This window comes from Komagataeibacter europaeus LMG 18890 (assembly GCF_000285295.1).
Classification (GTDB): domain Bacteria; phylum Pseudomonadota; class Alphaproteobacteria; order Acetobacterales; family Acetobacteraceae; genus Komagataeibacter; species Komagataeibacter europaeus.
In genome coordinates this window covers 975-24,086 of sequence record NZ_CADP01000010.1, presented here as the reverse complement: position 1 = coordinate 24,086, position 23,112 = coordinate 975, and the positions used below count along the sequence as shown (strand labels likewise).

The 23,112-nt window shown below is 64.0% G+C and carries 21 protein-coding genes (1 of these 21 cut by a window edge); 16 read left to right on the top strand and 5 right to left on the bottom strand.

Features of this window, described 5'->3' with window-relative positions; genetic code table 11:
- The first annotated feature begins 88 nt into the window (after window positions 1-88).
- The 6 genes from GEU01_RS05750 to GEU01_RS05725 all read left to right on the top strand — a co-directional run bounded on the left by GEU01_RS05750 (window position 89) and on the right by GEU01_RS05725 (window position 6,055).
- A complete protein-coding gene (locus tag GEU01_RS05750) occupies window positions 89-1,144 on the top strand; it encodes an Lnb N-terminal periplasmic domain-containing protein (protein WP_408734717.1) in 1,056 nt (351 codons plus the stop codon).
- Window positions 1,145-1,540: 396 nt separating this feature from the next.
- Window positions 1,541-1,873: a hypothetical protein gene (locus tag GEU01_RS05745; RefSeq protein ID WP_220464878.1), complete on the top strand. Its 333-nt coding sequence runs from the start codon at window positions 1,541-1,543 to the stop codon at window positions 1,871-1,873.
- Window positions 1,874-1,915: 42 nt separating this feature from the next.
- Window positions 1,916-2,605 carry a hypothetical protein gene (locus tag GEU01_RS05740; protein ID WP_010508346.1) on the top strand — a complete coding sequence of 230 codons (690 nt, stop codon included), beginning with the start codon at window positions 1,916-1,918 and terminating at the stop codon, window positions 2,603-2,605.
- A gap of 84 nt (window positions 2,606-2,689) precedes the next feature.
- Window positions 2,690-3,754, top strand: a complete 1,065-nt coding sequence (locus GEU01_RS05735; RefSeq protein WP_019085296.1) for an alkene reductase — start codon at window positions 2,690-2,692, stop codon at window positions 3,752-3,754.
- Between the two features lie 147 nt (window positions 3,755-3,901).
- Window positions 3,902-4,426, top strand: a complete 525-nt coding sequence (locus GEU01_RS05730) for a GlcG/HbpS family heme-binding protein (protein WP_039794171.1) — start codon at window positions 3,902-3,904, stop codon at window positions 4,424-4,426.
- A gap of 306 nt (window positions 4,427-4,732) precedes the next feature.
- Window positions 4,733-6,055, top strand: a complete 1,323-nt coding sequence (locus GEU01_RS05725) for an MFS transporter (RefSeq protein ID WP_019085294.1) — start codon at window positions 4,733-4,735, stop codon at window positions 6,053-6,055.
- 74 nt (window positions 6,056-6,129) lie between these two features.
- Here the strand turns inward: GEU01_RS05725 and GEU01_RS05720 are convergent, their stop codons facing one another.
- From GEU01_RS05720 to GEU01_RS05710, 3 genes are all read right to left on the bottom strand, one after another.
- A complete protein-coding gene (locus GEU01_RS05720; protein ID WP_232272413.1) occupies window positions 6,130-6,816 on the bottom strand; it encodes an EcsC family protein in 687 nt (228 codons plus the stop codon).
- Window positions 6,817-7,031: 215 nt separating this feature from the next.
- Window positions 7,032-7,457 carry a DOPA 4,5-dioxygenase family protein gene (locus GEU01_RS05715; protein ID WP_010508354.1) on the bottom strand — a complete coding sequence of 142 codons (426 nt, stop codon included), beginning with the start codon at window positions 7,455-7,457 and terminating at the stop codon, window positions 7,032-7,034.
- 55 nt (window positions 7,458-7,512) lie between these two features.
- Window positions 7,513-8,124: a YceI family protein gene (locus tag GEU01_RS05710; RefSeq protein WP_019085292.1), complete on the bottom strand. Its 612-nt coding sequence runs from the start codon at window positions 8,122-8,124 to the stop codon at window positions 7,513-7,515.
- Window positions 8,125-8,436: 312 nt separating this feature from the next.
- Between GEU01_RS05710 and GEU01_RS05705 the strand changes: the two genes are divergently transcribed.
- The gene (locus GEU01_RS05705) at window positions 8,437-9,897 is read left to right on the top strand and encodes a DNA sulfur modification protein DndB (protein WP_049976627.1); all 1,461 of its coding nucleotides are present in this window, start codon (window positions 8,437-8,439) and stop codon (window positions 9,895-9,897) included.
- Window positions 9,898-10,019: 122 nt separating this feature from the next.
- Here GEU01_RS05705 and GEU01_RS05700 read toward each other — a convergent pair whose 3' ends face one another.
- Window positions 10,020-10,988, bottom strand: coding sequence for a S24 family peptidase (locus tag GEU01_RS05700; protein WP_010508446.1), 969 nt, complete (start codon window positions 10,986-10,988; stop codon window positions 10,020-10,022).
- Between the two features lie 94 nt (window positions 10,989-11,082).
- On the opposite strand from GEU01_RS05700, the gene GEU01_RS05695 reads away from it, so the two are divergent.
- Together GEU01_RS05695 and GEU01_RS05690 are read left to right on the top strand one after the other, a co-directional pair.
- The gene (locus GEU01_RS05695) at window positions 11,083-11,919 is read left to right on the top strand and encodes a bifunctional DNA primase/polymerase (RefSeq protein WP_019085290.1); all 837 of its coding nucleotides are present in this window, start codon (window positions 11,083-11,085) and stop codon (window positions 11,917-11,919) included.
- 1 nt (window position 11,920) lies between these two features.
- Window positions 11,921-13,132: a virulence-associated E family protein gene (locus tag GEU01_RS05690; RefSeq protein WP_019085289.1), complete on the top strand. Its 1,212-nt coding sequence runs from the start codon at window positions 11,921-11,923 to the stop codon at window positions 13,130-13,132.
- 40 nt (window positions 13,133-13,172) lie between these two features.
- Here GEU01_RS05690 and GEU01_RS05685 read toward each other — a convergent pair whose 3' ends face one another.
- A complete protein-coding gene (locus tag GEU01_RS05685; RefSeq protein WP_026018533.1) occupies window positions 13,173-14,996 on the bottom strand; it encodes an amidohydrolase in 1,824 nt (607 codons plus the stop codon).
- Between the two features lie 402 nt (window positions 14,997-15,398).
- Between GEU01_RS05685 and GEU01_RS05680 the strand changes: the two genes are divergently transcribed.
- The 7 genes from GEU01_RS05680 to GEU01_RS05650 form a co-directional block, all read left to right on the top strand.
- The gene (locus tag GEU01_RS05680; RefSeq protein ID WP_019085287.1) at window positions 15,399-15,965 is read left to right on the top strand and encodes a hypothetical protein; all 567 of its coding nucleotides are present in this window, start codon (window positions 15,399-15,401) and stop codon (window positions 15,963-15,965) included.
- A gap of 229 nt (window positions 15,966-16,194) precedes the next feature.
- Window positions 16,195-17,274 carry a DMT family transporter gene (locus GEU01_RS05675; RefSeq protein WP_019085286.1) on the top strand — a complete coding sequence of 360 codons (1,080 nt, stop codon included), beginning with the start codon at window positions 16,195-16,197 and terminating at the stop codon, window positions 17,272-17,274.
- A 146-nt stretch (window positions 17,275-17,420) separates the two neighbouring features.
- The gene (locus tag GEU01_RS05670) at window positions 17,421-18,209 is read left to right on the top strand and encodes a carbon-nitrogen hydrolase family protein (RefSeq protein WP_019085285.1); all 789 of its coding nucleotides are present in this window, start codon (window positions 17,421-17,423) and stop codon (window positions 18,207-18,209) included.
- Entirely contained in the window at window positions 18,206-19,636 is a 1,431-nt protein-coding gene (locus GEU01_RS05665; protein ID WP_019085284.1) for an APC family permease, read from the top strand. Before GEU01_RS05670 ends, GEU01_RS05665 begins: the two co-directional genes overlap by 4 nt.
- A gap of 119 nt (window positions 19,637-19,755) precedes the next feature.
- Window positions 19,756-20,832, top strand: coding sequence for a hypothetical protein (locus GEU01_RS05660; protein ID WP_019085283.1), 1,077 nt, complete (start codon window positions 19,756-19,758; stop codon window positions 20,830-20,832).
- Between the two features lie 259 nt (window positions 20,833-21,091).
- Window positions 21,092-22,630 carry a peptidoglycan-binding domain-containing protein gene (locus GEU01_RS23950; RefSeq protein WP_157212815.1) on the top strand — a complete coding sequence of 513 codons (1,539 nt, stop codon included), beginning with the start codon at window positions 21,092-21,094 and terminating at the stop codon, window positions 22,628-22,630.
- A gap of 129 nt (window positions 22,631-22,759) precedes the next feature.
- Window positions 22,760-23,112, top strand: the 5' portion of a protein-coding gene (locus GEU01_RS05650) for a terminase small subunit-like protein (RefSeq protein ID WP_456303508.1). It continues 67 nt past the right edge of the window; the window shows 353 of its 420 coding nt (coding positions 1-353); the start codon lies at window positions 22,760-22,762; the stop codon falls past the right edge of the window.

Sequence of the window (23,112 nt, the reverse complement as noted above, 5' to 3'; positions counted from 1 at the left end):
ACGCGCGGCGGGCCGTGGTGGCGCGGGCAGGGCGGCCATGACGCCCCCGCGCGGGCACGACGCGGCCCCCGGCGGGACAGGCGGCCACATGCCGCGCGGGACACCGGACGGGACGCCCGGCCACGGCGGCGGGCCGCGCGGGTGGCGGCGGGCGCTGCACTGGGGCGGCCGCGCGGTACAGGGGGCGGGCCTGGCGCTGGGTGCGGGGGCTGTGTATTATTCCACCATCCTGCCCGATGCGCTGCGGCTGGGGCTGTCGGTGGCGTTTCCCGCCATCATGGTCGGCGCGCGCTGGCTGCGCCCGGCGGGGCTGGTGTTCCCGGTGCGGGTGGTGACGGTGACGGCGCTGGCGACCTGGTATGTCACCGACCCGCCGCGCAATGACCGGGTCTGGGCCGGTGAATACGCCGTGCCGGCCGATGCATGGCGGGTGGGGGACGTGGTGCATGTCCATAACGTGCGCAATTTCCGCTATCGCACCGAAACCGACTATATCCCGGCATGGTATGACGCGACGTATGACCTGCGGCGGCTGGACCGGGTAGACCTCGTGACCTCCTACTGGGCGGGGGAGTCGATCGCGCATGTGTTCCTCAGCTTCGGGTTTTCCGATGGCCAGCACCTTGCCATCTCCATCGAGACCCGGCGGCAGGCCCGGTTTCCCTATTCCACCATTGCCGGGTTCTTCCACCATTACGAACTGTTCTATGTCACCGCCGATGAGCGCGACCTGATCGGCGTGCGCACCGACATCCGGCGCGAACGGGTCTACATGTACCGGCTGGATATCGCGCCCGCGGTGCGCGAACACCTGTTCCTCAGCTATGTCGGCGCGATCCATGACATCGTTTCCCGCCCCGTGTGGTACAACACCCTGACCGACAACTGCACCACCGGCATACTGGCGCGCGCGGGGGCGCGACTGCGGTACCGGTTCGACTGGCGCGTGATCCTCAGCGGGCATACCGCCGACATGGCGTATGACATGGACCTGCTGGGACCGTATGACCCGAAACGCTATCCCGATTATGACGCGCTGCATGACGCAAGCCGCATCCACCGCGCGCCCGGCGCCGTAATCGGCCCCGATTATTCCACCGCCATCCGCGCGACCCTGCCGCCGCCAGAGGGGCCGCAGCCCTGACCATCAGGACAGGGCCGACGCGCGGCATGGACCGTGCGCCCCGTGGCTGCGCATGCCGCATCCCGGCCCGTTACTGACGGGCACGCCCCCCGTTCCCGGCGCAGAAGCATAAGCTGCCCCGGCCTTTCCCGTTACGGAACCATAAAGCGCCCGCACGCCCGGGGCCTGCATCCCGCCGGTCACCGGCATGCCGTGACAGGTGGGCAGGGATGCGTACGCGGAATTTTGGACACACCAGTTCAAATTAATGCCGCAAAATGGGGAAAACTCTTCCGCCGATTATGGACTACATGGTCATAAAAATGCCAAACGGATTTGTTCGTTACGGTTCATAATTCGGAGCGCCCTGTGGATTTCCTGATCAAGGTGAAAAATTGCTATCGTGAACTTGGCCATATGTTGGGCCCGGACTTCGTGGGAAAAAGCTTTGCCATAGCGTTCGTGCTCGAAGGCCTGATGATTACCCTCCTCACACAGCCAGGCCGGCCGTCGCATCCATTCACGACGGTCATGACCATTGCGGTGTACACGGTCTCCTCCCTGCTGTTCCCGTTTACCAGGGCGGGATGGGAAGCGTTCAAGGACCTGTTCGCAAGCGACACCGTCATGTTCATACCCTCGATTGTCGGGTTGGTACTGTCGTTCATTGTCAACGGCATGCTGTGGCAGGCGTCCATATTCCTGGGGCCGATTGCGATATGGTACCTGTTTGGCAGGCGCCAGCATTGAAATCCGAATGATATTTTAAATAGACATACCCGGAGACAAATAATGATCCACGCCAAACTGGACGGTGATATTGCATACCGTACCAGGTCAAAACTCATGATCATGGTCATTACGTTTCATTACCTGGTTGCCTGGCCCATACTGTCCATAATCATGATGATAACGCGGGTGCAGCAACCTGTCGCCCATGCCTTCATGCTGGTCTCGGCGTCCTATATTGCCTTTGGCCTGCTGCGGGGCCTGATTATCCGCAGGCCCGTCATCAACGCCCGGATACAGGCCGCACGCCAGGACAGGTACTTCAGGACCCTGATTGACGAACGCCTGCAGCCGCTGATGAAACACCCGGTCATCACCGCTGACTGCACCCTGACCGACAATTATCCCAATGTGCTGATGTTTGACGGCCAAGAAGTCATGATCATGCAAAAGGGGGATTATGTCATCGCGCGGCCTGATGAAATTGCAGGCGTGCTGTTCGATGTTCCCGAAAGTGAACAGAAACAGAGGTATGAATTATGGGATGGCGGGATAGTCGGCACGATAACCGTGCGCGAAACCGCATTGTCCAGCATCCGCAACCGGCGCAAGAGCCGCGAGGCCGGCATCACGTTTGAAATGAACGATCCCGCCCATACGCAGATATTCTATCGCACCGGGCTGGGTGAGGGGGCGGTGGAAACCTGCAGGAAATGGGACGAACTGCTGAAAAAGGCGGGCGCATGCCCGTAATGCGGCCGGGGTTGCGCGTACGGGTTGCAGGCAGGCGGTGACAGGCCCATCATCCACTCCAAAATGAACCTGTGGAGACGTGTCATGCCAACCCTGTTCACCCCGCTGAAGGTCGGTGCGCTGACCCTGCCCAACCGCGTCGTCATGGCGCCGCTGACGCGCCTGCGCGCCGGGCCGGGCCATGTGCCCAACGACATGATGGCCGAATACTACGCCCAGCGCGCGCTGGCGGGACTGATCCTGTCGGAAGCAACGCCGGTCACGCCGCAGGGCATCGGGTATGAAGGCGTGCCCGGCATCTGGACCGATGCGCAGGCGGAAGGGTGGAAAAAGGTGACATCCGCCGTGCATGCGGTGGGCGGGCGCATTTTCATGCAGTTATGGCATGTGGGCCGGATTTCGGACCCGTATTTCCTGAATGGCGAAGCCCCGGTCGCACCCAGCGCGATCGCGGCGAAGGGGCATGTCAGCCTGCTGCGCCCCATGCGCGACTACGTCACCCCGCGCGCCCTGCGCACGGAGGAGGTACCGGGCATTGTCGACGCCTTCCGCCGTGGCGCGGAACTGGCGAAGGTGGCCGGGTTTGACGGCGTGGAAATCCACGGCGCGAACGGCTACCTGCTGGACCAGTTCCTGCAGGATTCCACCAACCACCGCACCGACCAATATGGCGGGTCGATCGAAAACCGCGCGCGATTGATGCTGGAGGTCACGGATGCCGCCATCGCCGTATGGGGCAAGGACAGGGTGGGGATGCATCTGTCGCCACGGTGCGACCTGCATGACATGGGGGATTCCGACCCCGCCGCGACATTTGGCCATGTCGCAACCGAACTGGGTCGGCGCGGCATTGCCTTCATCTGCGCGCGGGAGGCCGAGGGGCCGGACAGCCTGGGCCCGCAACTGAAAAAACAGTTCGGCGGCGTGTATATCGCCAATGAAAAGTTTACCGGGGCCAGCGCCGAAAAAGCCATCGAGGACGGACGCGCCGACGCCGTGGCCTTTGGCCAGGCCTTCATTTCCAACCCCGACCTGCCCGAACGCCTGCGCGCGGGCGTGGAACTGACGCCGCCCGACCCGTCCACCTTCTACACCCACGGGCCGGAAGGCTATATCGACTATCCCACCATGGGGGCGGCGGGGGACTGATACTGCCGGTCTGATGGATGAAAACAGAAGTTTTCACATGCCATCCGGCAGCCAACACCATCGTGTGAAACCCCGCTTTTGCGATTGCGTGCCGTTCCGCCGGTTCTGCATCATGCCCCTGTCCGCAGCAGGGAAGTGGCGCGCGTCATGAATATGAACCGGTTCACGCAGTCTGCCCTTGTCGCGGGGGGCCTGTTTACAAGCATCGCGGCCCATGCGCAGGGGCATGTGGTCATGACGCCCAAGCTAGACTGGATGACCGCGACCCGTCTGGCGACCGAGGCCGTGGATGCATGCGCGAAGCAGGGATATTCGGTAACCGCGACCGTGGTGGACACGACGGGCCACCAGCAGGCTGTCATCAAGGGCGACAGCGTGCCGCTGCAATCGCTGTCGGTGTCCTATCGCAAGGCCTATACGGCCTATTCCTATGGCATGGCGTTCAACATGGACACCACCAGCGCGCTGATCGCGGCCAAGGTGACGGGACCGGCGAACGGGGCGCTGAATACCATTCCCGAAGTCCTGTTCGTGCCCGGCGGGGTCACGTTGCGCCGGGTATCGGACCATGCCGTGCTGGGCGGGATTGGCGTATCCGGCGCGCCGGGCGGGGAAAAGGACGAAGCCTGCGCGCAGGCGGCGGTTACGAAATACCGCGCGGATTTCCGGTAACGCCCCCGACAGCCCGCCGCATGCCACGGCGTGACATCCGTGCATGGTTGCCCCGCTTCATGGCTGTCACCGCCCGGCAGCCATGCCACGGTAAAACATCCGTTGCGCCTGTCCAGATGGCCTGTCTGCCTGACGAACCCGCGCGGACAGGTCACGCTGCGTCCGGGACGAAAAGTCACCCCGGCATTCTTTCTTGAAAGCGGACAGGATAACTGACAATGGGGTGATGGCGTCGGGTCCGGCCTGTCGTGTCACAACGACATGACAGCGTACGGCCCGGCCTGAAATTTCAGGGAAAGCAGGGTAATGGGGAACGGGCAGGCGCTTTCCGTAAAAGAAAAGATGGCCTATGGCTGTGGTGATGCCGCCTCCAACATGATGTGGGGCATGACGTCATCTTACCTGATGTATTATTACACGGATATCTATGGCCTGCCGCTGGTGGCCGTATCGTGGATACTGCTGGTGGCGCGTGTCGTGGATGCCTTCTGCGATCCGGCCATCGGCTATGGTGTTGACCGGATCGGCGGGCTGGTCGTGCCGCGCCTGATCCGCTTCCTTGCCATTCCCTTTGGCCTGACGGGTTTCGCGTGCTTTCTGGCCCTGCCGCTTTCGCCCACGGGGAAAATCGTGTGGGCGGGCGCGACCTATATCGTGTTTGGCGCGATCTATTCGTGCATCAATACGCCCTATGGCGCGCTGGCCGTCATGATCAGCCGCACCGCGACGGGGCGCGTTGGCCTGAATGCCTTCCGCATGATGGGGTGCCAGGCCGGGTCGCTGCTTGTGGCGCTGCTGACCATTCCCGCCATCACATGGCTGGGCGGGGGCGACAGCGCGGCGCAGCACCGGTATGGCATGGCGGTCTATGTGCTGGCCCTGTCGGTTCTGGGCAGTATCCTGTGGCTGTGCGTGGCGCGTGGCTGCACCGTGCGGCATCCCCCGGCACCCGTGCGGCAGGATCTTAAGGTCACGCTGCGCCATCTGGTGGGAAACCGGCACTGGGTGCTGAGCAACCTGCTGGCGTTCTTCTATTTCGTGGGGCAGGCGGCCCTGTTCGGGTTTGCGCTGTATTATGCGCGGGTCATTCTGGGTGGCACGGAGCAACTGGGCGCCAATATCATTACCTTCATCACCGTCCTGCTGTTTGCGGGCGTGCCCGCGTGCCTTCCGCTTGCCCGGTGGGTGGGAACCGTCCGCAGCGGGATCATATGCCTGATCGCGCAGGGGGCGGCCTATCTGGCGATGGCCGTGGCGGGGGCGTCCATGACCGGGTTCTTCCTGTCCGCAGCCCTTCTGGCGCTGGCGCAGGGCGTGATGTCGCCGCTATATTACACCTTGCTGGCGGATGCCGTGGATGATGGTGATCCGCGGACCTCGACCGGGTCGGCGGGCCTTGCGTATTCGATCAATACATGGGTCACGAAGCTGGCGATGGGGCTGACCGGCTTTGTCCTGGCGCAGTTCCTGTCACAGGGCCATTATGTCGAGGGCGGGGTTACGCAGCCACCGGGTCTGTCATTCTGGATCATGGCCGGATTTGTCTGGCTGCCGCTGGGGGCGGTCTGCATGCAGGCGCTGTGCCTTCTGGCATGGCGCGACAGGGAACGCGTGCGGAATGATGCCTGATGCCTGCACTGGAAACCGTGGACGGGATCGTTGCCAGATCGCCATGCCGCCTGTCACGCAATGCGGGCGGGCGCTTATGCTTCCGTGTCGTTCCTGTCATCGTGTGGCGGCGTCAGGCGGGCGGGAATGGGCTGCGTGATGAACTGCCGGATGGCGGCGCGGCCGATGCGGTTGGTTTTCAGGCCGTCAAACGTGCCGCCAATCACGCCGCCCAGCACGGGCACGGCCGCCGCCGCGCCACCGGCCAGACCCCGCGCCGCGACCGCGTGCAGGGCACGGCGGGCGAGGTGCTTCTTGGTCTCGACCACGACGCGGTTGCCGATATTGTTCACGGCGGCGGACCCGGCAATGGACAGGCCGATATTCTTGGCCACTTCCTCCAGCCCCACTTCGGTCAGGCAGGACAGGCACGCGGCCTTGACGTCCGCATCACGGATGTCATGCCCGCCCATGACGGCGATGGCCGTAATCATGCGTACCTGCACATACAGCACGCCCGCGACATTGGCGGGCAGGGCAAGCGGCAGCGTGGCCAGGCCGCCCAGGCCGCTTATGAATCCTGCCGTCGCGGCCTTGGCATTCTGCCGGCGGATCAGCGCGCGCGCCGCCCGCAGCGTATCGCCGCCATTGCGGGCCAGGCAGGCGCGGGCCACGTCTTCCGCCGATCCGGCCCTGCCCACGCCCGCGACGGACGCCTGATACGCCCAGTCAATGAAACGGGTAAGGGAGGGATCAGGACTGTCGTGCGAACCGGCCATCATGCTTCCATATGGAAACACGGCCGGAAAATAAATGGTTTTATGCAACATGCCCGCATGCGATGCCGGCCGGCGGGGTCATAGGGCCGTTTCGTATGGTATGGATAAAAAACAGAAGCCTCTGGACGCCGCCTTTTTTCAGAAAAGGCGACGTTCCCTGAAGCTTTTTGAAAAAAGCTTCACCAGAAACTTCTGTCATTTCCAGACGGTCCAGCCGGTCACATGGCCTTTGCATCGGGCCGGGTATTGATTTCGCCCACGCCATCGGGCTCGGACGTCTGTTCGGGCAGGCGGTCGGACAGCAGCGCGCGGGGGCGGCCGATCCACATGCTGTCGCGCATGTGGTCGCGGCGCGGGTTGGTGGTGCCGGGGTGGATCAGGATGCTCAGGCCCTGATGGTTCAGCATGAGCCACGGCACCAGCGCCGCGAACAGGTCGGTGCCAAACGCCACCTGGTACATGGGCGCGACGTGCGGGCCGACCGCGACTTCGTGCCAGCGGCCCAGCCTGACGGCGAAACGGTCGGCGATCTGTTCCCGCAGGCGGGCTGCCGTGTCACGCGTGGCCGTGTCGTCAAAATAGACATGGGCGTGATAGCAGGCGATTTCATCCAGCGTGCGGGGGGCGGTCGTCTGGTCGGTCATGGGGGGCGCGCTTTCTGTGCGATTGAGTCGTGGGGCGATTGAGCCGCGGGGCGATCTAGCCGCGGGCGGCAGGGGTGGCGGGCAGGGTGATGCGCGTTTCGGTGCGCATGCGGGGCCTGACGGTGTGCAGCATGGTGGACATGCCCCATTGGCGGCCGTCGAACGTGCCGGTGCTGTCCAGCATGGTCAGGGTGTTGCCGGTAAAGACCATCTGCGTGTCAAATGTCATGGGGTGGGTCTGTCCGCGCATGGTCAGGCGGCCAACCATGCGCGACCGGACCTGTCCCTTCACCACGCGGGGGCTGCAGTCGCCCACGTAACGGGTGGTGGGGAAGCGGTCACTGTCCAGCATGTTGCCCGATTTCGCGGCCTTGCGCTCCACCACGGTGTCCATGTGTACGCTGGTCGCGTCCATGGTCAGGTCGACATGGCAGGTCTGGCGCGACAGGTCGTAATCCAGCGTGCCCGACACGCGGGCGAACCGCCCCTCCATCGCGCCCACCACGCTGTCGGCATGCAGCAGCACGGTGGTGTTGGCGGGGACCAGGGTCAGGTGCTGGCTTTCTGCCCGGGCGGGATGGGCCGGAAGCGTGGCCATGCACAGCACGGCCATCGCGGGCAGGCGGAAACGGGCGGGAATGGATGTCGTATCGGTCATGACAGGCATAACGCCGGTCATGGCATGGGGTTGTAATGCAGGGGATATGCGGGCAGCAGGCATGAAGCATCCGGGCAGCGGTGGCGGGCGCAGGATGTGTGCCTAGGGGGTGAATGCGGCGTCAGTAGGGCAAAAGGCTTAATACGCGACAATCACATCGGCAGAGCCAGGAGGGATATAATTTTGAGCATGTATCTCAAAAAATACCCCCCAGGAGAAACCTACATTGACATGAATATTCCCCTGGGGTAATCGTTAAAAACACCAGGGAGGAAAGTCTGCAAAACATTATCCCTGGTACAACAACGAATGAGAAGCCAGATGACATCTTATCCCAGTCTAAGTGATTTTTCCAGCCCTGCGGGTGGGCCTCAAGATTTAGATACTCTTGATGTCCTCGCTGAAATGGGCGACGTGAACGAAACGCCGTTTAATGTTTTCATCGGGCATAATTTAGGCCATCGCGTATTCACGATGTCCGTGCCATTTCGTAAATTCACGGATATCTCAGCCGTGGCGAACGATCGGGATGCGGGCCCCGTCTCACAAAGGGCATTAGACGAAGCGCATGCTAAAAAATTAGCTGTTTATATGATGAAGGGCCTAGTTTCCGCTGCTAAAAGTCGACGGATAAGCATGGGCAAGGACGTGCCGGACGCATTTAATAATCTATTAAATCGTCTAGGGGATCAGCCATATTTCTCGCTTCAGCCTCTGGTTTGCAATATTCGCAATATTCCCTTTGGCGGCAACGGTCCGGGCGGTATCCGGGGGATCCGGCTGGAGACTGCCACAGGTGAAACCGCTGCCTTCAAGGTATTCTTGTCTGAACGCCATGTTCTGTGGGTGGTGGATGGCCAGCATCGTCGTTACGCTGCGAATCTCGTTATAAAATTTCTGGAGCAATTGCGACAGACAGGAAAATATCCCAGCAAGGGCATCGTACTGATGCCCAATGAAAAAGGTACGCAGATTACCGAAAGCGACATGCAAGTTTGGAACGAAGCCTATGATGCGGCGCGTTCGTTCTCGTCCCTGACGGTGGAGGTCCATCTTGGCCTTGATATCGATCAGGAACGTCAGCTTTTTCATGATTTGAACCGTCTAGGTAAGAAAGTAGATTCGTCCCTTGCGTTTAAGTTTGATGGTGCCAATCCCATTACGCAGTTTATCAAGCGGGATTTGAAGGAAACATATAATCTTCCCATGACCGAAACCGAACCGAAGGATTGGAGCGAGGATAAAGGCGCGCTCGTTCTAAAGGACTTGGTAGCGGTTAACGCCATTGCTTTTCTTAACAAAAGTAATATTGGCGGCGCAACGCCTGCCGTTATTGAACCACGAGAGCCGACCGTTCTTGATTTATGGGGCCATATCAGGAAAATTCCGCATTTTGGTGAAGACAAAGCCAGGGAAAAAACCGTTGCAGCCCAACCTGTGGTCATGAAGGCTTTTGCTAAGCTCACCTATGATCTAAATTTCAGTAACCGCCGTCCTGCTGATTCAGACGAGTTATACGCACGCTTTCTTTCAAAACTACCTGAAGTTGATTTCTCCCATAGCAATCCCATGTGGAATTACTATGGCCTGACACAGCAGGAACGTAAGGACGCGGGCCTCGAGGGCTTATCCGACTATTTGCCAGATGATACTGGGGCAGCCAATCGCGACATTGGCGCATTGCAAGGGGGATATTTCCGCTTTGGGGCCAAGCATAATGATATTTACCCCATTTTGGCGGATATGCTTCGTTGGGCATTAAAACTGCCGAACCGCCGTTAAATAAAATAGGCTAAGGATGCTGCCTTTTTCTACAAAAGGCAGCATGTCTTAAATTTTATATGCTTGAACAATAAAAATTACCACGCATTGTAGCCCATAACGTGTTTATGGGAATGCCGCCCCTATTTCCACACCCACTTGCCCACCACCCGGCCGTTTATCACCAGGTCGGATGCATCGACCTCATCGACAGGGTAGGTGGGATTGACGCTGATGATGCGGATGCGCGGGGGGCGGGAATTGGGGACCAGCATCAACTGCTTTATCACCACGCCCATGCCGTTCCACAATACGTACACCCCGTCGGGCGAAGGGACGCGGTGGCCGGTGTCAACCAGAACGCGGTCGCCGGCGGCGAATTCCGGTTCCATCGAATTGCCCGCCACCCGGATGATCGCAAGCCCGCCGGTGTCCGGCAGGTAGTTGCGGATGAAGTCGCGCGGGATGCGCCATGAATCCAGCGTCGGGTGCCCCTCCCCATCGCCACAGGCGGTGTGATCCACGATCGCGCCCGCGCCGGCCTGCGGGGATATGTCGTATTCATGCACCGTTATCGCCCCGTCATCGGCCTGCGTGGGCATGGTGGCGCGTTCGGCGCGGCTTATGCTTTCGTTCAGGTCGGTGGCGCCGGGCACGATGCCGGACAGGGCCCAGACCTCGCTCGCGGCGATGGGGGGATCGCCCCGGTCGGTCAGCAGCGGCACCAGCTTGCGCACAAGTTCGACGGGAATATACTCTTTTTTCAGCTTGTTTTCATAAAAGGCATAGCTGGAAAACCTGTCCCCCAGCCCCACGTCACGCGCCAGCGCGCGCACGGTATAGCCCGCGCGTTCACGCAGCGCCTTCAGCCGCGCGGCCGCTGGCCCCGGATTGCCGGCCGCCCCCCCGCGCAGCAGGTCGCTGGCGGTGCAGCCCAGCACGGCGGCGACCTTTTCCAGCCGGTCGCCGCCGGGATTGCGCGACTTTCCGCGCAGAATGTCATGGACATAGGTTTCGTTCAGGCCCGCCAGCTCGGCAAGGCGCTTTTTGTTGAGGTTCAGCAGCGCCATGCGGCGCTCGATCTCGGTGGCGGCGGGGGAGCGTGTATCCATAATGGGAACTGTCCCATAATCCGCCCGCCCTGTGTAGAGGGGATATATCCCATTATTCCTTGACGGAGTGGGATATGTCCCATAAAACCCGCCCATGACCGACACGATCCCGCCCGACCTGTACCGCGTGGCCCGCATGGGGTGGCATGTGCTGCCCGTGCATGCGGCCTCACGCGCCGCGTGTTTCCGTGGCGCGGTGGACCATGCCACCTGTGAGCCCGACATAATCGCCCGCTGGGCCGCGCGCTGGCCCGGATGCGGGTGGCGGGTGGTATGCGGGCCATCGCGCCTGTTCGCGCTGGATGTGGACCGCCCCGGCACCCATGCCGCCGACGGGGTGGCCGCCCTTGCCGCGCTGGTCCGCCGCCACGGCCCGCTGCCGCCACGCCCCATGACACGCACCGGCTGGTCGGGCGGCGCGGTGCTGTTCTTCCGCCATGACGGGCAGGCCCTGCGCGGGCAGGCGGGCTGTCCCGCCCCCGGCCTGGACCCGCACCGGGGGCGGCAGGCGGTCACCATTCCGCCGGGCGCGCACCCGGCCACGGGCGGGGCGTATACGTGGCGCGTGCCGCCGTGGGATGTGCCGCCGCCACCCATCCCGCACTGGTTGGCGGCCCTGCTGGCCCCCGCGCCACAGCCCATGCCCCCGCGCCGCATGGCGGCCGACCGCGCGCCGGGCGTGCTGCTGCGCGCGCTGCATGCCGTGTGTGACGCGCCGGCGGGCATGGCCAACACCACGCTCAACGCCCGCGCCTATGCGCTGGGGCGGTGGTGCGGGGCGGGCATGATGGACATGGCGCAGGCGCGTGATACATTGCTGCATGCGGCGCAGCGCCGCCGGATTCCGCTGAACGAAGCCCGCGCCACCATCCGTTCGGGCCTGAATGCGGGGCTGCGCAACCCGCGCCCCGTCATGAGAGCACTACCTTGACATGGTAGTGGTCACACCTGCCGGGGCGGATGCGCCCGCCAGTCCCGCATGGATGGACCTGCTGGCCCGTGGGGCGGGGGGACGGATCGTGCCATCCCTCAGCAACTGCCTCGTGCTGCTGGGGCATGACGCGCGGCTGCGTGGCATGCTGGCGTGGGACGAATTCAGCTGCCGCCATATCATCACCCGCGCCGCGCCACCGCCCTATGACAGTGCGCAGCCAGCGCCCGGACCCTATCCCCGCCCGATGGAGGACATGGACGCCGCCCTGATCCAGGCGTACCTGCAACGCGCCTATGACCTGCCGGTCAGCCGCACGGTGGGCGAGCAGGCCTGCCGCACCGCCGCCATGATGTGCCGCACGCACCCCGTGCGCGAATGGCTGGACGGGTTGCGGTGGGATGGCACGCCGCGCCTTGGCGCATGGCTGCACCATGCGCTGGGCTGTGCGGATGATGCGTACCATGCCGCCGTGGGCGCGCGTTTCCTGTGCGCCGCCGTGCGCCGGGTGCGCAGCCCGGGGTGCAAGTTCGACTACGTGCCGGTGCTGGAGGGACGGCAGGGCATGGGCAAGAGCCGCCTGCTGGCCACGCTGTTCGGCACGGCGTGGTTCAAGGACGACCTGCCGCGCGACCTGGGGGAAAAGGACGCAGCCCAGGGCCTGCTGGGGGTATGGGGCGTGGAAATGGCCGAACTGCAGGCGCTGGGCCGCAGCAGCGCGCGCGACGCCAAGGCGTTTTTCAGCCGCCAGCATGACCGCTACCGCCCCACCTATGGCGCGTTCGAGGTCACCCGCCCGCGCCAGTGCGTCTTTGCCGGCACCACCAACGAGGAGGAATACCTGACCGACCCCACCGGCAACCGCCGCTACTGGCCCGTCACCTGCGCGCATGCCGACGTGGCATGGGTCGAAAAATGGCGCGCGCAGCTATGGGCCGAAGCCGACCATGTCGAGGCCACGTCCCCCATGCCGCTGTGGCTGGAGAACGGGCATGTCGGCGCCATCGCCCGGCAGGCGCAGGTGCGCATGGCGGATGTGCTGCACCTTGCCCTCGGCCTGCCGCGCGACCGTCAGGACCGCATGGCGCAGAAGCGCGTGGCCACCATCCTGCGCGGCCTGGGCTGGACCCGCCGCAGGCTGCGCTGCGCCACGTCCGGGCCGCAATGGGTGTGGGTCGCGCCGGCTGGGGATGGAAAGACGCCGCCTTCGTGAAAAAAGGCGGCGCCCGGAAACGCCTGTCAGTCGGGGCCGGTTACCGCGCCGGGCCGGTCGTGGCGTTCAGCGCGATGGACCCGTCGCGGTTATAGACGACCTTGCCCCCCACCATGGTCAGCAGCACTTTCGTATTGGCGATGTCCGCCGCCGGGATCTGCATCACGTTGCGGTCCAGCACGATCAGGTCCGCCAGCTTGCCGCGTTCCAGCGATCCCGTCAGCGTGTCCGAACGCAGTTCCCATGACGAATTCATGGTGATCGCGCGCAGCACCGCGGGCCGGGGCAGGCCGGGGGCGTCACCCAGCGGGTGTGAATATTTCTCGCCCGCTTCGGGGGCGTTGGTGCGGGTGACGCCCACCTTCAGCGCGAACCATTCGTTCAGGCGGTCCACCGGCCAGTCGGAACCATAGGCGATCCGCGCCCCGGCCTTGTACAGCGGCCATGCGGGCTCCATCGCCTTCGCGCGTTCGGGGCCAAGGAAGTCGCGGCCGGCATCCACCGTATCCGGTCCTTCCTTTTCCCACTGGAACGACAGCACCGCCACGGCGTCCAGCGGCCTGTAGCGCGGCACGTCGGCGGGGGAGACCAGTTCGTCATGCGCGATGGCGGGGCGGAAATCGGCATGCGGCAGGTGTTCGCGCACGTACTGCACGCCATCCAGCGCGATATGCACCGCGCCATCGCCATCGGCATGCATGTGCGGGTCAAACCCGGCCTGCACCACGCCCTGCAGCAGCGGGCCAAGGACCGCGGGCGGGAAATATGGCGCGGGCCCCAGCGACGTACCGGGCACCCAGTTGGGCGCGTCCTTCGTGCCGGCATTGACATAATAGGGCTGCAGCACGCGGCCGGTCAGTTCGGGGGCCGCGATCACCCCGTCCATGAAAAACTTGACATTGCGCACGGTAATGCCGGGGTCCACGCCAATCGGCCCCTGATCGTATTTTGCCGCGATGGATTTCAGCCGCTGCACGTTGCCCGCCACATCGGTGCCCGTGGCGGGTTCAACCAGCGGGGCGAAATGGGCGCGGGCCGTCAGTTCGCCGCTTTTCTGCAGCGCGGTATAGCTGGACAGGTCATCATCCAGCGCCCATGCGTCCAGGAACCCGGTAATGCCCTGTTCACGCATGGCCGCCAGCGACGCGCGGGCCGCCTGCACGTTTTCATCCGCGCTCAGCGGGGGATCGACACGTTCGACTAGGTCCTGCGCCACGTCCTCCAGCACGCCGGCGGGCTGGCCCTTGGCATCATGCACGATCTCGCCCCCCGCGGGGGCCTTGGTCGACGCCGTGATGCCCGCCATGCGCAACGCCGCCGAATTGACCAGCGTGGTATGGCCAAAGGTGGACCGCACCACGATGGGGCGGCGGGGGTCGATGCGGTCCAGGTCTTCCTTCGTCAGGCGCACGCCCGCGGGCTTCATGGCCTCCTGAAACCAGCCATGGACCACCAGCGTGCCATTGGCGCGACGCAGGGCGGGGTTGGCGGTGCAGGCGCGCACGCGCTGGCTGAATTCATCATGCGTCAGGGCCAGGTAGTCCAGCGAGCAGCCCATCAGGCTCTTGCCCCCGTCCAGCGGGTGCATGTGCCCGTCCACCAGCCCCGGCATCATCATCCGTCCACCCAGGTCCACGCGCTGCGTGGCGGGGCCGACATAACGCCCGGCCTTCGCGTTGCTGCCGACATAGGCGATGCGCCCGTCCTTTACCGCCAGGGCCTGGTACACATGGTCCTTTTTATCAACGCTGTAGATATAGCCGTTGGTAAAGACGACATCGGCCGGCACGGTCCGGGCCATGGCGGGCGACGCGCATGACAGCAGGGCGGCCATGCATACGGCATGACGAAACGACAGTCCCATGGAACATGATCCCCATAAACATTACGGAACGACAATAGACGGCGCTTCCGGCCCACTGTCAAACGGGGGTTAAGCAAACACTCAAGCATGGTTTTACATTGCCTTATGTAATTCCGGGACCGGCCACGCAAGGCGGTCGGGCGTACCCCTGTTCCCTCCGTACCCCTTGCAACCGCAAACTTTCCATGGTGGTCCCTTATCCATGCTCCGTGACTGAAATTGTTTTCCAAGGGGTACGGAGGGAACAGGGGTACGCCCAGACCAGAAAGCGCGGAAAACCGGGGGGTGTGGCGTGGCGTGCCTGTACCCCTTGGCCCCGGCTGCAAGGGGTACGCCCGGGCGTGCCGCCTGCATTGCGGGCGGTTAGTATGAAAATATCATACAGATTGCACAGGAAACGCCATGTCCGTACCCCTTGCCCGTACCCCTGACGCCCCCGAAGGGGAACGCCGCCGCGTGGCCGCCATCCTGCGCGCCGACCGCCGCGCGCGCCTGGCCGCGCGTGACATTGCCATGGGGCTGAAGCCCGACATGGGGGCCGATGGCCCCGCCGCCCGCGCCCGCATGGTGGTGCGGGACTGTGTGGAACTGGCCCCGCGCACCCCGCGGCAGGCCGTGCGCCGGGTGCGTGACGCGTGCATGCTGGACCGCCTGTTCCACCGCGCCAACGCCGCCCTGACCGCCGACCAGCACGCGGCGGGCCTGCGGTTCCGCGCATGCTGGCTGCGGGCCATGCGCGGCGGGCGGCTGGTGCAGCGCTACACGCCCCATACCGGCACGGGCGGCGGCGGCACGATGGAGGAGACCGAGGCCAGCATGCACGCCCGCCGCGCCATTGACCGCGCCCTGTCGCTGCTGACCCCGGCGCGCGGCCGCGTGGTGTGCGCGGTATGTGGCATGGACGAAGCCCCCGGCACGCGCATCCGCACGCTGCATGCGGCGCTGGATATCCTGCATGAACGGTGGTGAGGGAAAACGCCCCGGCGCCCCGACCGGACCCGCCGGTCAGGCGCGGCCATCCCGATAACAGCCGCCAGCGCCCCAGTCCGCCTGAACGCTTCCCTGACCGTCTTCAGGGTCTGTACCCTTCGTCGCATTATCCGTGCCCCACATCCGTCACGGGCCAGCACACGGCCCGCATGCCCCCGCGCCATCATCGTCATGGCCCCCGCCGGATGCCGTATGGTATGGGTGGGGGATGAACAGAACCGGTCTTGTCCTTGCCCTGCTGTCCGCCGTGCTGTTTGGCGCCAGCACGCCATTCGCCAAGCTGCTGCTGGGTGGCATGTCGCCCCAGATGGCGGCGGGGCTGCTGTACCTTGGCTCCGGCCTCGGGCTGGCGCTGGTGCTGGGGGCGCGCGCGGCGCTGCGGCTGCCCAGCCATGACGAGGCCGCGCTGACGCGTGCCGACCTGCCGTGTCTGCTGGGGGTGATCGCCACCGGCGGCGTGGCCGGGCCGCTGCTGCTTATGATCGGGCTGGCGCGCAGTGATGCGGCCAGCGCGTCGCTGCTGCTGAATATGGAAAGCATCGCGACCCTGCTGATCGCGTGGGTGGTGTTTCGTGAAAACGTGGACCACAGGCTGCTGTTTGGCGCCGCGTGCATCGTGGCGGGGGCGGGCGTGCTGTCATGGCAGGGGCACGCGGCGTTTGCACCCGGGGCGCTGTATATCATCGCCGCGTGCGTGTGCTGGGGCATTGACAACAACCTCAGCGGCCGGTTGTCGGCAGCCGACCCGGTGCGCATCGCCATGATAAAGGGGGTCGTGGCGGGGGCCGTCAACCTGTGCGTGGCGCTGGTGGCGCAGCATGCCAGCGTGCCGGGCGCGGGGGTCGTGGCGGCGGCAGGGGTCGTGGGCTTCCTGGGCTACGGGGTCAGCCTGGTGGCGTTCATGCTGGGGCTGCGCCACCTTGGGGCGGCGCGCACGGGGGCGTATTTCGCGATGGCCCCGTTTATCGGGGCGGTGGTGTCTGTGGCCCTGTTCCATGCGCATGACATCGGGCGGCTGGCCATTGCGGGGGCGTTCATGGCGGTGGGGCTGTGGCTGCACCTGAGCGAACGCCACGATCACGAACATGTGCATGAGGAAATGGAACACACCCACCGCCACGTGCATGACGAACACCACCAGCACGAACACGGCCCCGATGACCCGATGGGCGAACCCCACACCCACCGCCATGTGCATACCAGGCTGGTGCACAGCCACCCGCATTACCCCGACCTGCACCACCGCCATGACCACGACCACGATCCCGGCCACACCCATGCGGCCTGAGTGCCGGTTGCCAGGGGTCTGTGGCAAAGCGTTTTTCAAAAAGCGTCGAGAGACACCCGCCATGACGCAGGCGGCAAGATTTGTGTTGCGTCGGGCGGCGGGCATGATACCCATTGCGAATATGCAATAAATCAGGACCTTACATCATGCGCGTGGCCGGCCTACAGACAGCGGGAACCCCGGGGGATATTGACGCCAACCTGCGTGAACTCGACGCCACGCTGGCGCGCGCGGCGGGGCAGGGGGTGGACCTGCTGGTAACACCCGAACTGTTCGTGACCGGCTACGACATTGGCGACAGCCTGTATGACCTGGCGCGCTTCGACGCGGTGGGGGCGGTGCGCAACATCGCGATGGCGCGCGGGGTGGCGGTCATGGTGGGGTATGCCGAACACACGCCCGACGGGCTGTACAACAGCGCCATGCTGCTGGACCGCAACGGCGCGCAGGTGCTGCATGTGCGCAAGCTGCACCTGTTTGGCGACATGGAACGCGCGTTCTTCCTGCCCGGCGCGCAGCCTTCCGCCGTCGTGCCCTTTGGCGGGGTGCGCGTGGCGGGCATGATCTGTTATGACGTGGAGTTTCCCGAATATGTCCGCCACGTGGCGCAGGCGGGGTGCGAGGCGCTGCTGGTGCCCACCGCGCTGATGGAGCCATACCTGTTTTCCGCCCGCGAACTGGTGCGCACGCGGGCGTGGGAAAACCAGATCTACCTGGCCTACATCAACCATACCGGACGCGAGCGCGACACGGTTTACGTGGGCAACAGCCGCATCATCGCGCCCGACGCCACGGTGCTGGCGCAGGCGGGGATGGAGGAGGCGCTGCTGGTGGCCGATATCGAACCCGGCCTGGTCGCGCGCGCGCAGCGTGAAAACCCCTTCCTGGCCGACCGCAGGATGGACCTGTACCGTGACATGGGCCTGACGGCATGACCGCGCGGGCAGACGCCGCCACCACGACCACCGCCGCATGCGGCACCGCCAGCACGGGGCGGCTTTCGGGCAACCTGGGCGTGGCGGAAATCATCTTCATGGTCATTGCGGCCGCCGCCCCCCTTACGGTCATAAGCGGCAACGTGCCGCTGGCGATCACGCAGGGCAACGGGCCGCTTGCATGGACCGGGTTTGTCGCGGCGGCGGTTGTGCTGCTGCTGTTTTCGGTCGGGTTCGTCGCCATGACGCAATACATGACCGAAGCGGGCGCGTTCTTCAGCTATATCCGCGCGGGGCTGGGCGCGCGGTGCGGGCGGGCGGGGGCGTTCCTGGCGCTGCTGACCTATACCGCCATACAGCTTGGGGTTTACGGGTTTTTCGGCTGGTCCATGGATGACGCGGTGCGCCAGTGGGGCGGGCCGGCCCTGCCGTGGTGGCTGTACGCGGCGGGCGTGCTGGCGGCGGTGGCGTTGATGGGCTACCGGCATATCGACCTGAGTTCGCGCGTGCTGGGCGTGGCGCTGGTGCTGGAAATCGGGGTGGTGGTGGTCATGAACGCCGCCATCATGTGGCACCCCATGCCCGTGGCCCCCGTGCCCGACGCGGGGCAGGCGGCGGGGCCGTTCGCGGTGGCGCTGCTGTTCGCCATTACCGGGTTCATCGGGTTCGAGGCCACGGCCATTTTCCGTGACGAAGCCCGCGACCCGCAGCGCACCATTCCACGCGCGACCTATGGCGCGGTGGTGATTATCGGCCTGTTCTACGCCATATCGTGCTGGTGCGTGATCCATGCATGGGGGGCGGACAGCATTACCGGGGTCACGCGCGGGTTTCTGGACCACGGGCAGAACATCGTGCTGGAAACGGCGGGGCGGTACGCGGGCCGGGTGATGCAGCAGGCCATGCAGGTGCTGCTGCTGACCAGCCTGTTCGCGTGCCTGCTGTCGTTCCACAACATCATTGCCCGTTACCAGCTTGCGCTGGGGCGCGAGGGGATCATGCCCGCCTTCCTGGCCCGCACGCATGACCGCCATGCCTCGCCCCACGTGGCGTCCGTGGTGCAGACGGGCACGGCCAGCGTGCTGCTGGTGGCCGCCGCACTGTCGGGGGTGGACCCGCTGGTGGATATCTTCGGGTCGATGGCCGGGATTTCGACCATCGGCATTGTCGTGCTGATGATCCTGACATCAACGGCGGTCGTGGCGTTCTTTGCCCGCCGGCGTGACCTGTCGCGCGGGCGGCCGTTCAGCGCGACGGTCATTCCGTGCGTTGCGGCGGTGGCGTTGTGCGCGGTGCTGTATGTGATCATGGTCAATTTCACCCGCATTACCGGCCTGGCCGACCGGACCAGCCTGATGCTGGCGGTGCTGCCGTTCGCGGTGACGGGGCTTGGGTTCTGCGTGGGCCGGACGGTGACGGCAGATTAAGGTTTTCGAACCGGCGGGTACGGACGATCGCACCCGCTGTCCGGACCCTTGCCCCGCCGGATTGACACGGCCATCCCCCACCACCCATCATGACCCCGAACCGGCACGGGGAGACAGGGATGGACGTGTACAAAGGCTGGGCCGAGGCTGACCTGCCGGACTGGCTGGCCACGCCACGGCGGGATTTTGACCGCCTTGCCGCCCATATGCGCCCCGAAGTGGAGCGGCTTCTGTCACGGCAGGGCGTCTTTGCCCCGTTTGGCGCGGTCATGGCCCCGGGTCGCTATCTGGGCGTGATCGAGACGGTGGCCGGCCCCGGCGGGCAGGCCGACAGCGCCATACAGCTTGATCGCGCGCGCGACGCGGTGCAGGACGCGGCAATGCGGACAGGCGCGCGGGCGGCGGCGGTGGTCGCCAACTGCACCGTGCTGCTGCCCGGTGGCGACGGTCCGGTGCAGGCCGCCGTCATCATGTGCGCCCACCGCGACGGCACGGCGGAAAACATCGTCTATCCCTATCGCGTGGGGGAGGCGGGCGTGACCTTCGCCCCGGCCCAGGTGAGCGAGGGCACACAGGATATCTTCCCCCCCATCCGGCTGCGTTTCCACATACGCGAAACCTGTCCGCCCCGACCGGCGGGGCATGCGGTCACTTCGTTCGCGTTCCACGGCATCGACCGCGCCACGGTTCTGGCCCGCATGGGCCTGACGGATACCGGCACGCCACAGGACGACACCCGCCCGGCCCCCATGTCCATCGCCAGCCTGCCCGACGGGTGGACGGTGGTGGTGTGCAACGACCCGGCCACGGCGCGGGCGCATGAAGCCAGACTGGCGGCATATTCCGCTGGCGCCACGGTCGTGACCTGCATGGTGGATGAACGCCGGTACGAAAGTGCCGCAGGCGGGTACCATGACGGCGCGCAGGTCTGGTCCGTAACCCACCAAGGCCAGGCCGCAGGCCCGCACGACCTGACCCTGACCGGCACGCCACCCGCGCAGTTACACGAAACTATCGCCGCCATGGAGCGTGAGGAAACCGAAAGCGGTTACCCGCCGGGGATGCTGGATTTCTATTTTGATATCCCGGTGGAGGCGGTGTTTGCGGTTACGGGGTTTCGGTATTGTGCGGGGGATGGTGGGGGCGTTGTGTTCAACATCGCACGGGAAATGCCGGGACAGGGCGCAGACGTGTGAATGCCGTGCCCGGCCGGGCAACCGGATCAGCACGACAGCACTGCAGGAACACAAATCGTTATTGAAGGGCAGGTATCCGCAAGGGACGCCATCATTATTCAGCAGATGGGAATTTCAAGTGTAAAAAAGAACATGACAGGATGATTGCCTTGATCCGCCACGGCGTAATAAACACGTCACGCGCATGCAGGTTATCGCATGACGTACTGTAAGAATATAAAAGTTCCTGTTGGTGCCGGAGGCGGATTTGCGGCGGTTTATGTTATTTTCAACACTGCTGTTCCTGTCAGGAACAGCATATGGCCAGCAGTACAGGCCGGATTTCAATTGTGCCGTTGATCATTCCACGGACAGTATTGCAACCATGCTTTGTGAAAACAGCGAAACGGCCAGGCATGAACTTATGTTTGACCAGACCTATTACGCGCTGCGGCAGTTTGTTGGAAAGGCAGGATGGCGATCCCTCCGGGACGAAGCGATGACGGATGAGGGGATATTGAAGCAGTGCATCATTGCAACAGATCCGCAACAGCCACCCCCCGCCGATCCTGACTGCTACATCTCTAATATAGATGCAATAACGGCCAGGTACAGACTGCGCCTGTCTGGCGCCGCACTGGAAGAAGCAGATCGCCCCATAGATGAACACCTGGCCCTGCAGGGAAAATTAATAGCGCTGGGATATCTGCCACCATCGACAAACGTGGATGGCGTGTATGGGGAAGCAACCAGAAATGCAATTGAAACATGGCAGAGGGTGACCGGCCGGCCGGTCGTGAATGGTTTCCTGTCTGATGCGGATGCACAGGTTCTTCTGCAAGGCGCGCCGGTCAGTAAACAGTCCGGCCAGGAGCAGGAAACAGCCAGTCCCGCCGGGGCACAGCCTGCGGCAGGCCCTGAAAATGTTGCGCAGGCCGGTCCGGTAGCCGTCACGCCAGCCCCGATGACGCCAGCACCGCCCCCGGTGGCCCCGAACGAAGATCCGGCACGGAACAATGCGGTTGCAGGGTCAGCACCTGCCGTTCAGTCCGATACAAAGGATGCGCCCACGCCCGGTCATCCACAGGACACGGACAACAGGATTGTATTGCGCATTGATGACACCGCTGCTGCCGATATCATAAAAAACGCGACAATCCGGGATATCGTCAATTCCCCACAGACGTCCATGGCACAGGATTTCATGGCCCAGGATGATTCATTTTCCGAGAAAATGGAAACGAAGCTGATCCGCAAGGGGCAGAGTTTATATACCTTGCATAATATGGGGAAGAACGGGTTTGACCTTGATACGCCCCTCGTCGCGTCAATTTCGGCCAATAAAGATGTCAGGTCCATTACACTTCTGGACCTGGGGCAGCGTGGCACGCAGGGGTCCTGTCAGGTTGGCAGACCGGAACCAACGGACCTGGTCATGTTGCAGGTAAAATGGGTCTCCCCAAACAATAAAATGAATGTCGTCACCCAGGTTCTGTTTGGCGTCCGCACCCGAAGCGTCCTGCATCCCCTGACATCCGGCATCAGGTGCGTCAAGGAAGCCACGCAATACATGTATTTTGGCAGCCTGCAGAAGATACCGGATGAAAGCGCCCTGATACCGACAAGCATCAAGACACTCTCTACAGTATCACCTGACAGTTATATAGCACGGATACGCGCCCTTATGGAAACAGACCATAAGGTTGGCATGGTCATGCATAGTAATGATATGCAGGACGATATATTATGGCAGACGACCCAGACGCTGGAAGACGCAGCCTTTCCATTGCCGCCATCCACGTCCGGCTCCCCTCAATGAAATGATGATGCACCCCGATCGCACGACCGGAAACAAAACCAGTTCCCACCTGCACGGTTTTTCCGCATAACAACCCTATCATGACACAACCGCGCCCGGACCGCCCCACACGGCAGCCCGGGCGTTTTCATGTCCGCCGGACAACAGGGAAGAATGACCATGCCCGAACCCGCCACACCGGGCGCGCGGCGCGGGGCGTACAGCCGCCGGCTGGCGGAAGAAATCTGCATCCGGCTGGCTGATGGGCACAGCCTGCGCGCGATCTGTAATGATCCGGTCATGCCGCACCGGGCCACGGTGTTCCGCTGGCTGCGCGACAATGAGGGGTTTCGCGCCCTGTATGCCACCGCGCGGGAGGCGGCTGCCGATACGCTGGCCGAGGAAATCATAACCATAGCCGACCGCGCCACCGGCCGTGACGACGTGCCCGCCATCAAACTGCGCATGGAGGCACGGATGTGGGTCGCGACCCGCCTGCGCCC

What these genes read in the sequence shown, in the direction of transcription:
- GEU01_RS05750 (WP_408734717.1), top strand. Translation starts at nt 89, where the DNA reads ATGCCGCGCGGGACACCGGACGGGACGCCCGGCCACGGCGGCGGGCCG.
- GEU01_RS05745 (WP_220464878.1), top strand. Translation starts at nt 1,541, where the DNA reads ATGTTGGGCCCGGACTTCGTGGGAAAAAGCTTTGCCATAGCGTTCGTG.
- GEU01_RS05740 (WP_010508346.1), top strand. Translation starts at nt 1,916, where the DNA reads ATGATCCACGCCAAACTGGACGGTGATATTGCATACCGTACCAGGTCA.
- GEU01_RS05735 (WP_019085296.1), top strand. Translation starts at nt 2,690, where the DNA reads ATGCCAACCCTGTTCACCCCGCTGAAGGTCGGTGCGCTGACCCTGCCC.
- GEU01_RS05730 (WP_039794171.1), top strand. Translation starts at nt 3,902, where the DNA reads ATGAATATGAACCGGTTCACGCAGTCTGCCCTTGTCGCGGGGGGCCTG.
- GEU01_RS05725 (WP_019085294.1), top strand. Translation starts at nt 4,733, where the DNA reads ATGGGGAACGGGCAGGCGCTTTCCGTAAAAGAAAAGATGGCCTATGGC.
- GEU01_RS05720 (WP_232272413.1), bottom strand. Translation starts at nt 6,816, where the DNA reads ATGATGGCCGGTTCGCACGACAGTCCTGATCCCTCCCTTACCCGTTTC.
- GEU01_RS05715 (WP_010508354.1), bottom strand. Translation starts at nt 7,457, where the DNA reads ATGACCGACCAGACGACCGCCCCCCGCACGCTGGATGAAATCGCCTGC.
- GEU01_RS05710 (WP_019085292.1), bottom strand. Translation starts at nt 8,124, where the DNA reads ATGCCTGTCATGACCGATACGACATCCATTCCCGCCCGTTTCCGCCTG.
- GEU01_RS05705 (WP_049976627.1), top strand. Translation starts at nt 8,437, where the DNA reads ATGACATCTTATCCCAGTCTAAGTGATTTTTCCAGCCCTGCGGGTGGG.
- GEU01_RS05700 (WP_010508446.1), bottom strand. Translation starts at nt 10,988, where the DNA reads ATGGATACACGCTCCCCCGCCGCCACCGAGATCGAGCGCCGCATGGCG.
- GEU01_RS05695 (WP_019085290.1), top strand. Translation starts at nt 11,083, where the DNA reads ATGACCGACACGATCCCGCCCGACCTGTACCGCGTGGCCCGCATGGGG.
- GEU01_RS05690 (WP_019085289.1), top strand. Translation starts at nt 11,921, where the DNA reads ATGGTAGTGGTCACACCTGCCGGGGCGGATGCGCCCGCCAGTCCCGCA.
- GEU01_RS05685 (WP_026018533.1), bottom strand. Translation starts at nt 14,996, where the DNA reads ATGGGACTGTCGTTTCGTCATGCCGTATGCATGGCCGCCCTGCTGTCA.
- GEU01_RS05680 (WP_019085287.1), top strand. Translation starts at nt 15,399, where the DNA reads ATGTCCGTACCCCTTGCCCGTACCCCTGACGCCCCCGAAGGGGAACGC.
- GEU01_RS05675 (WP_019085286.1), top strand. Translation starts at nt 16,195, where the DNA reads ATGAACAGAACCGGTCTTGTCCTTGCCCTGCTGTCCGCCGTGCTGTTT.
- GEU01_RS05670 (WP_019085285.1), top strand. Translation starts at nt 17,421, where the DNA reads ATGCGCGTGGCCGGCCTACAGACAGCGGGAACCCCGGGGGATATTGAC.
- GEU01_RS05665 (WP_019085284.1), top strand. Translation starts at nt 18,206, where the DNA reads ATGACCGCGCGGGCAGACGCCGCCACCACGACCACCGCCGCATGCGGC.
- GEU01_RS05660 (WP_019085283.1), top strand. Translation starts at nt 19,756, where the DNA reads ATGGACGTGTACAAAGGCTGGGCCGAGGCTGACCTGCCGGACTGGCTG.
- GEU01_RS23950 (WP_157212815.1), top strand. Translation starts at nt 21,092, where the DNA reads ATGTTATTTTCAACACTGCTGTTCCTGTCAGGAACAGCATATGGCCAG.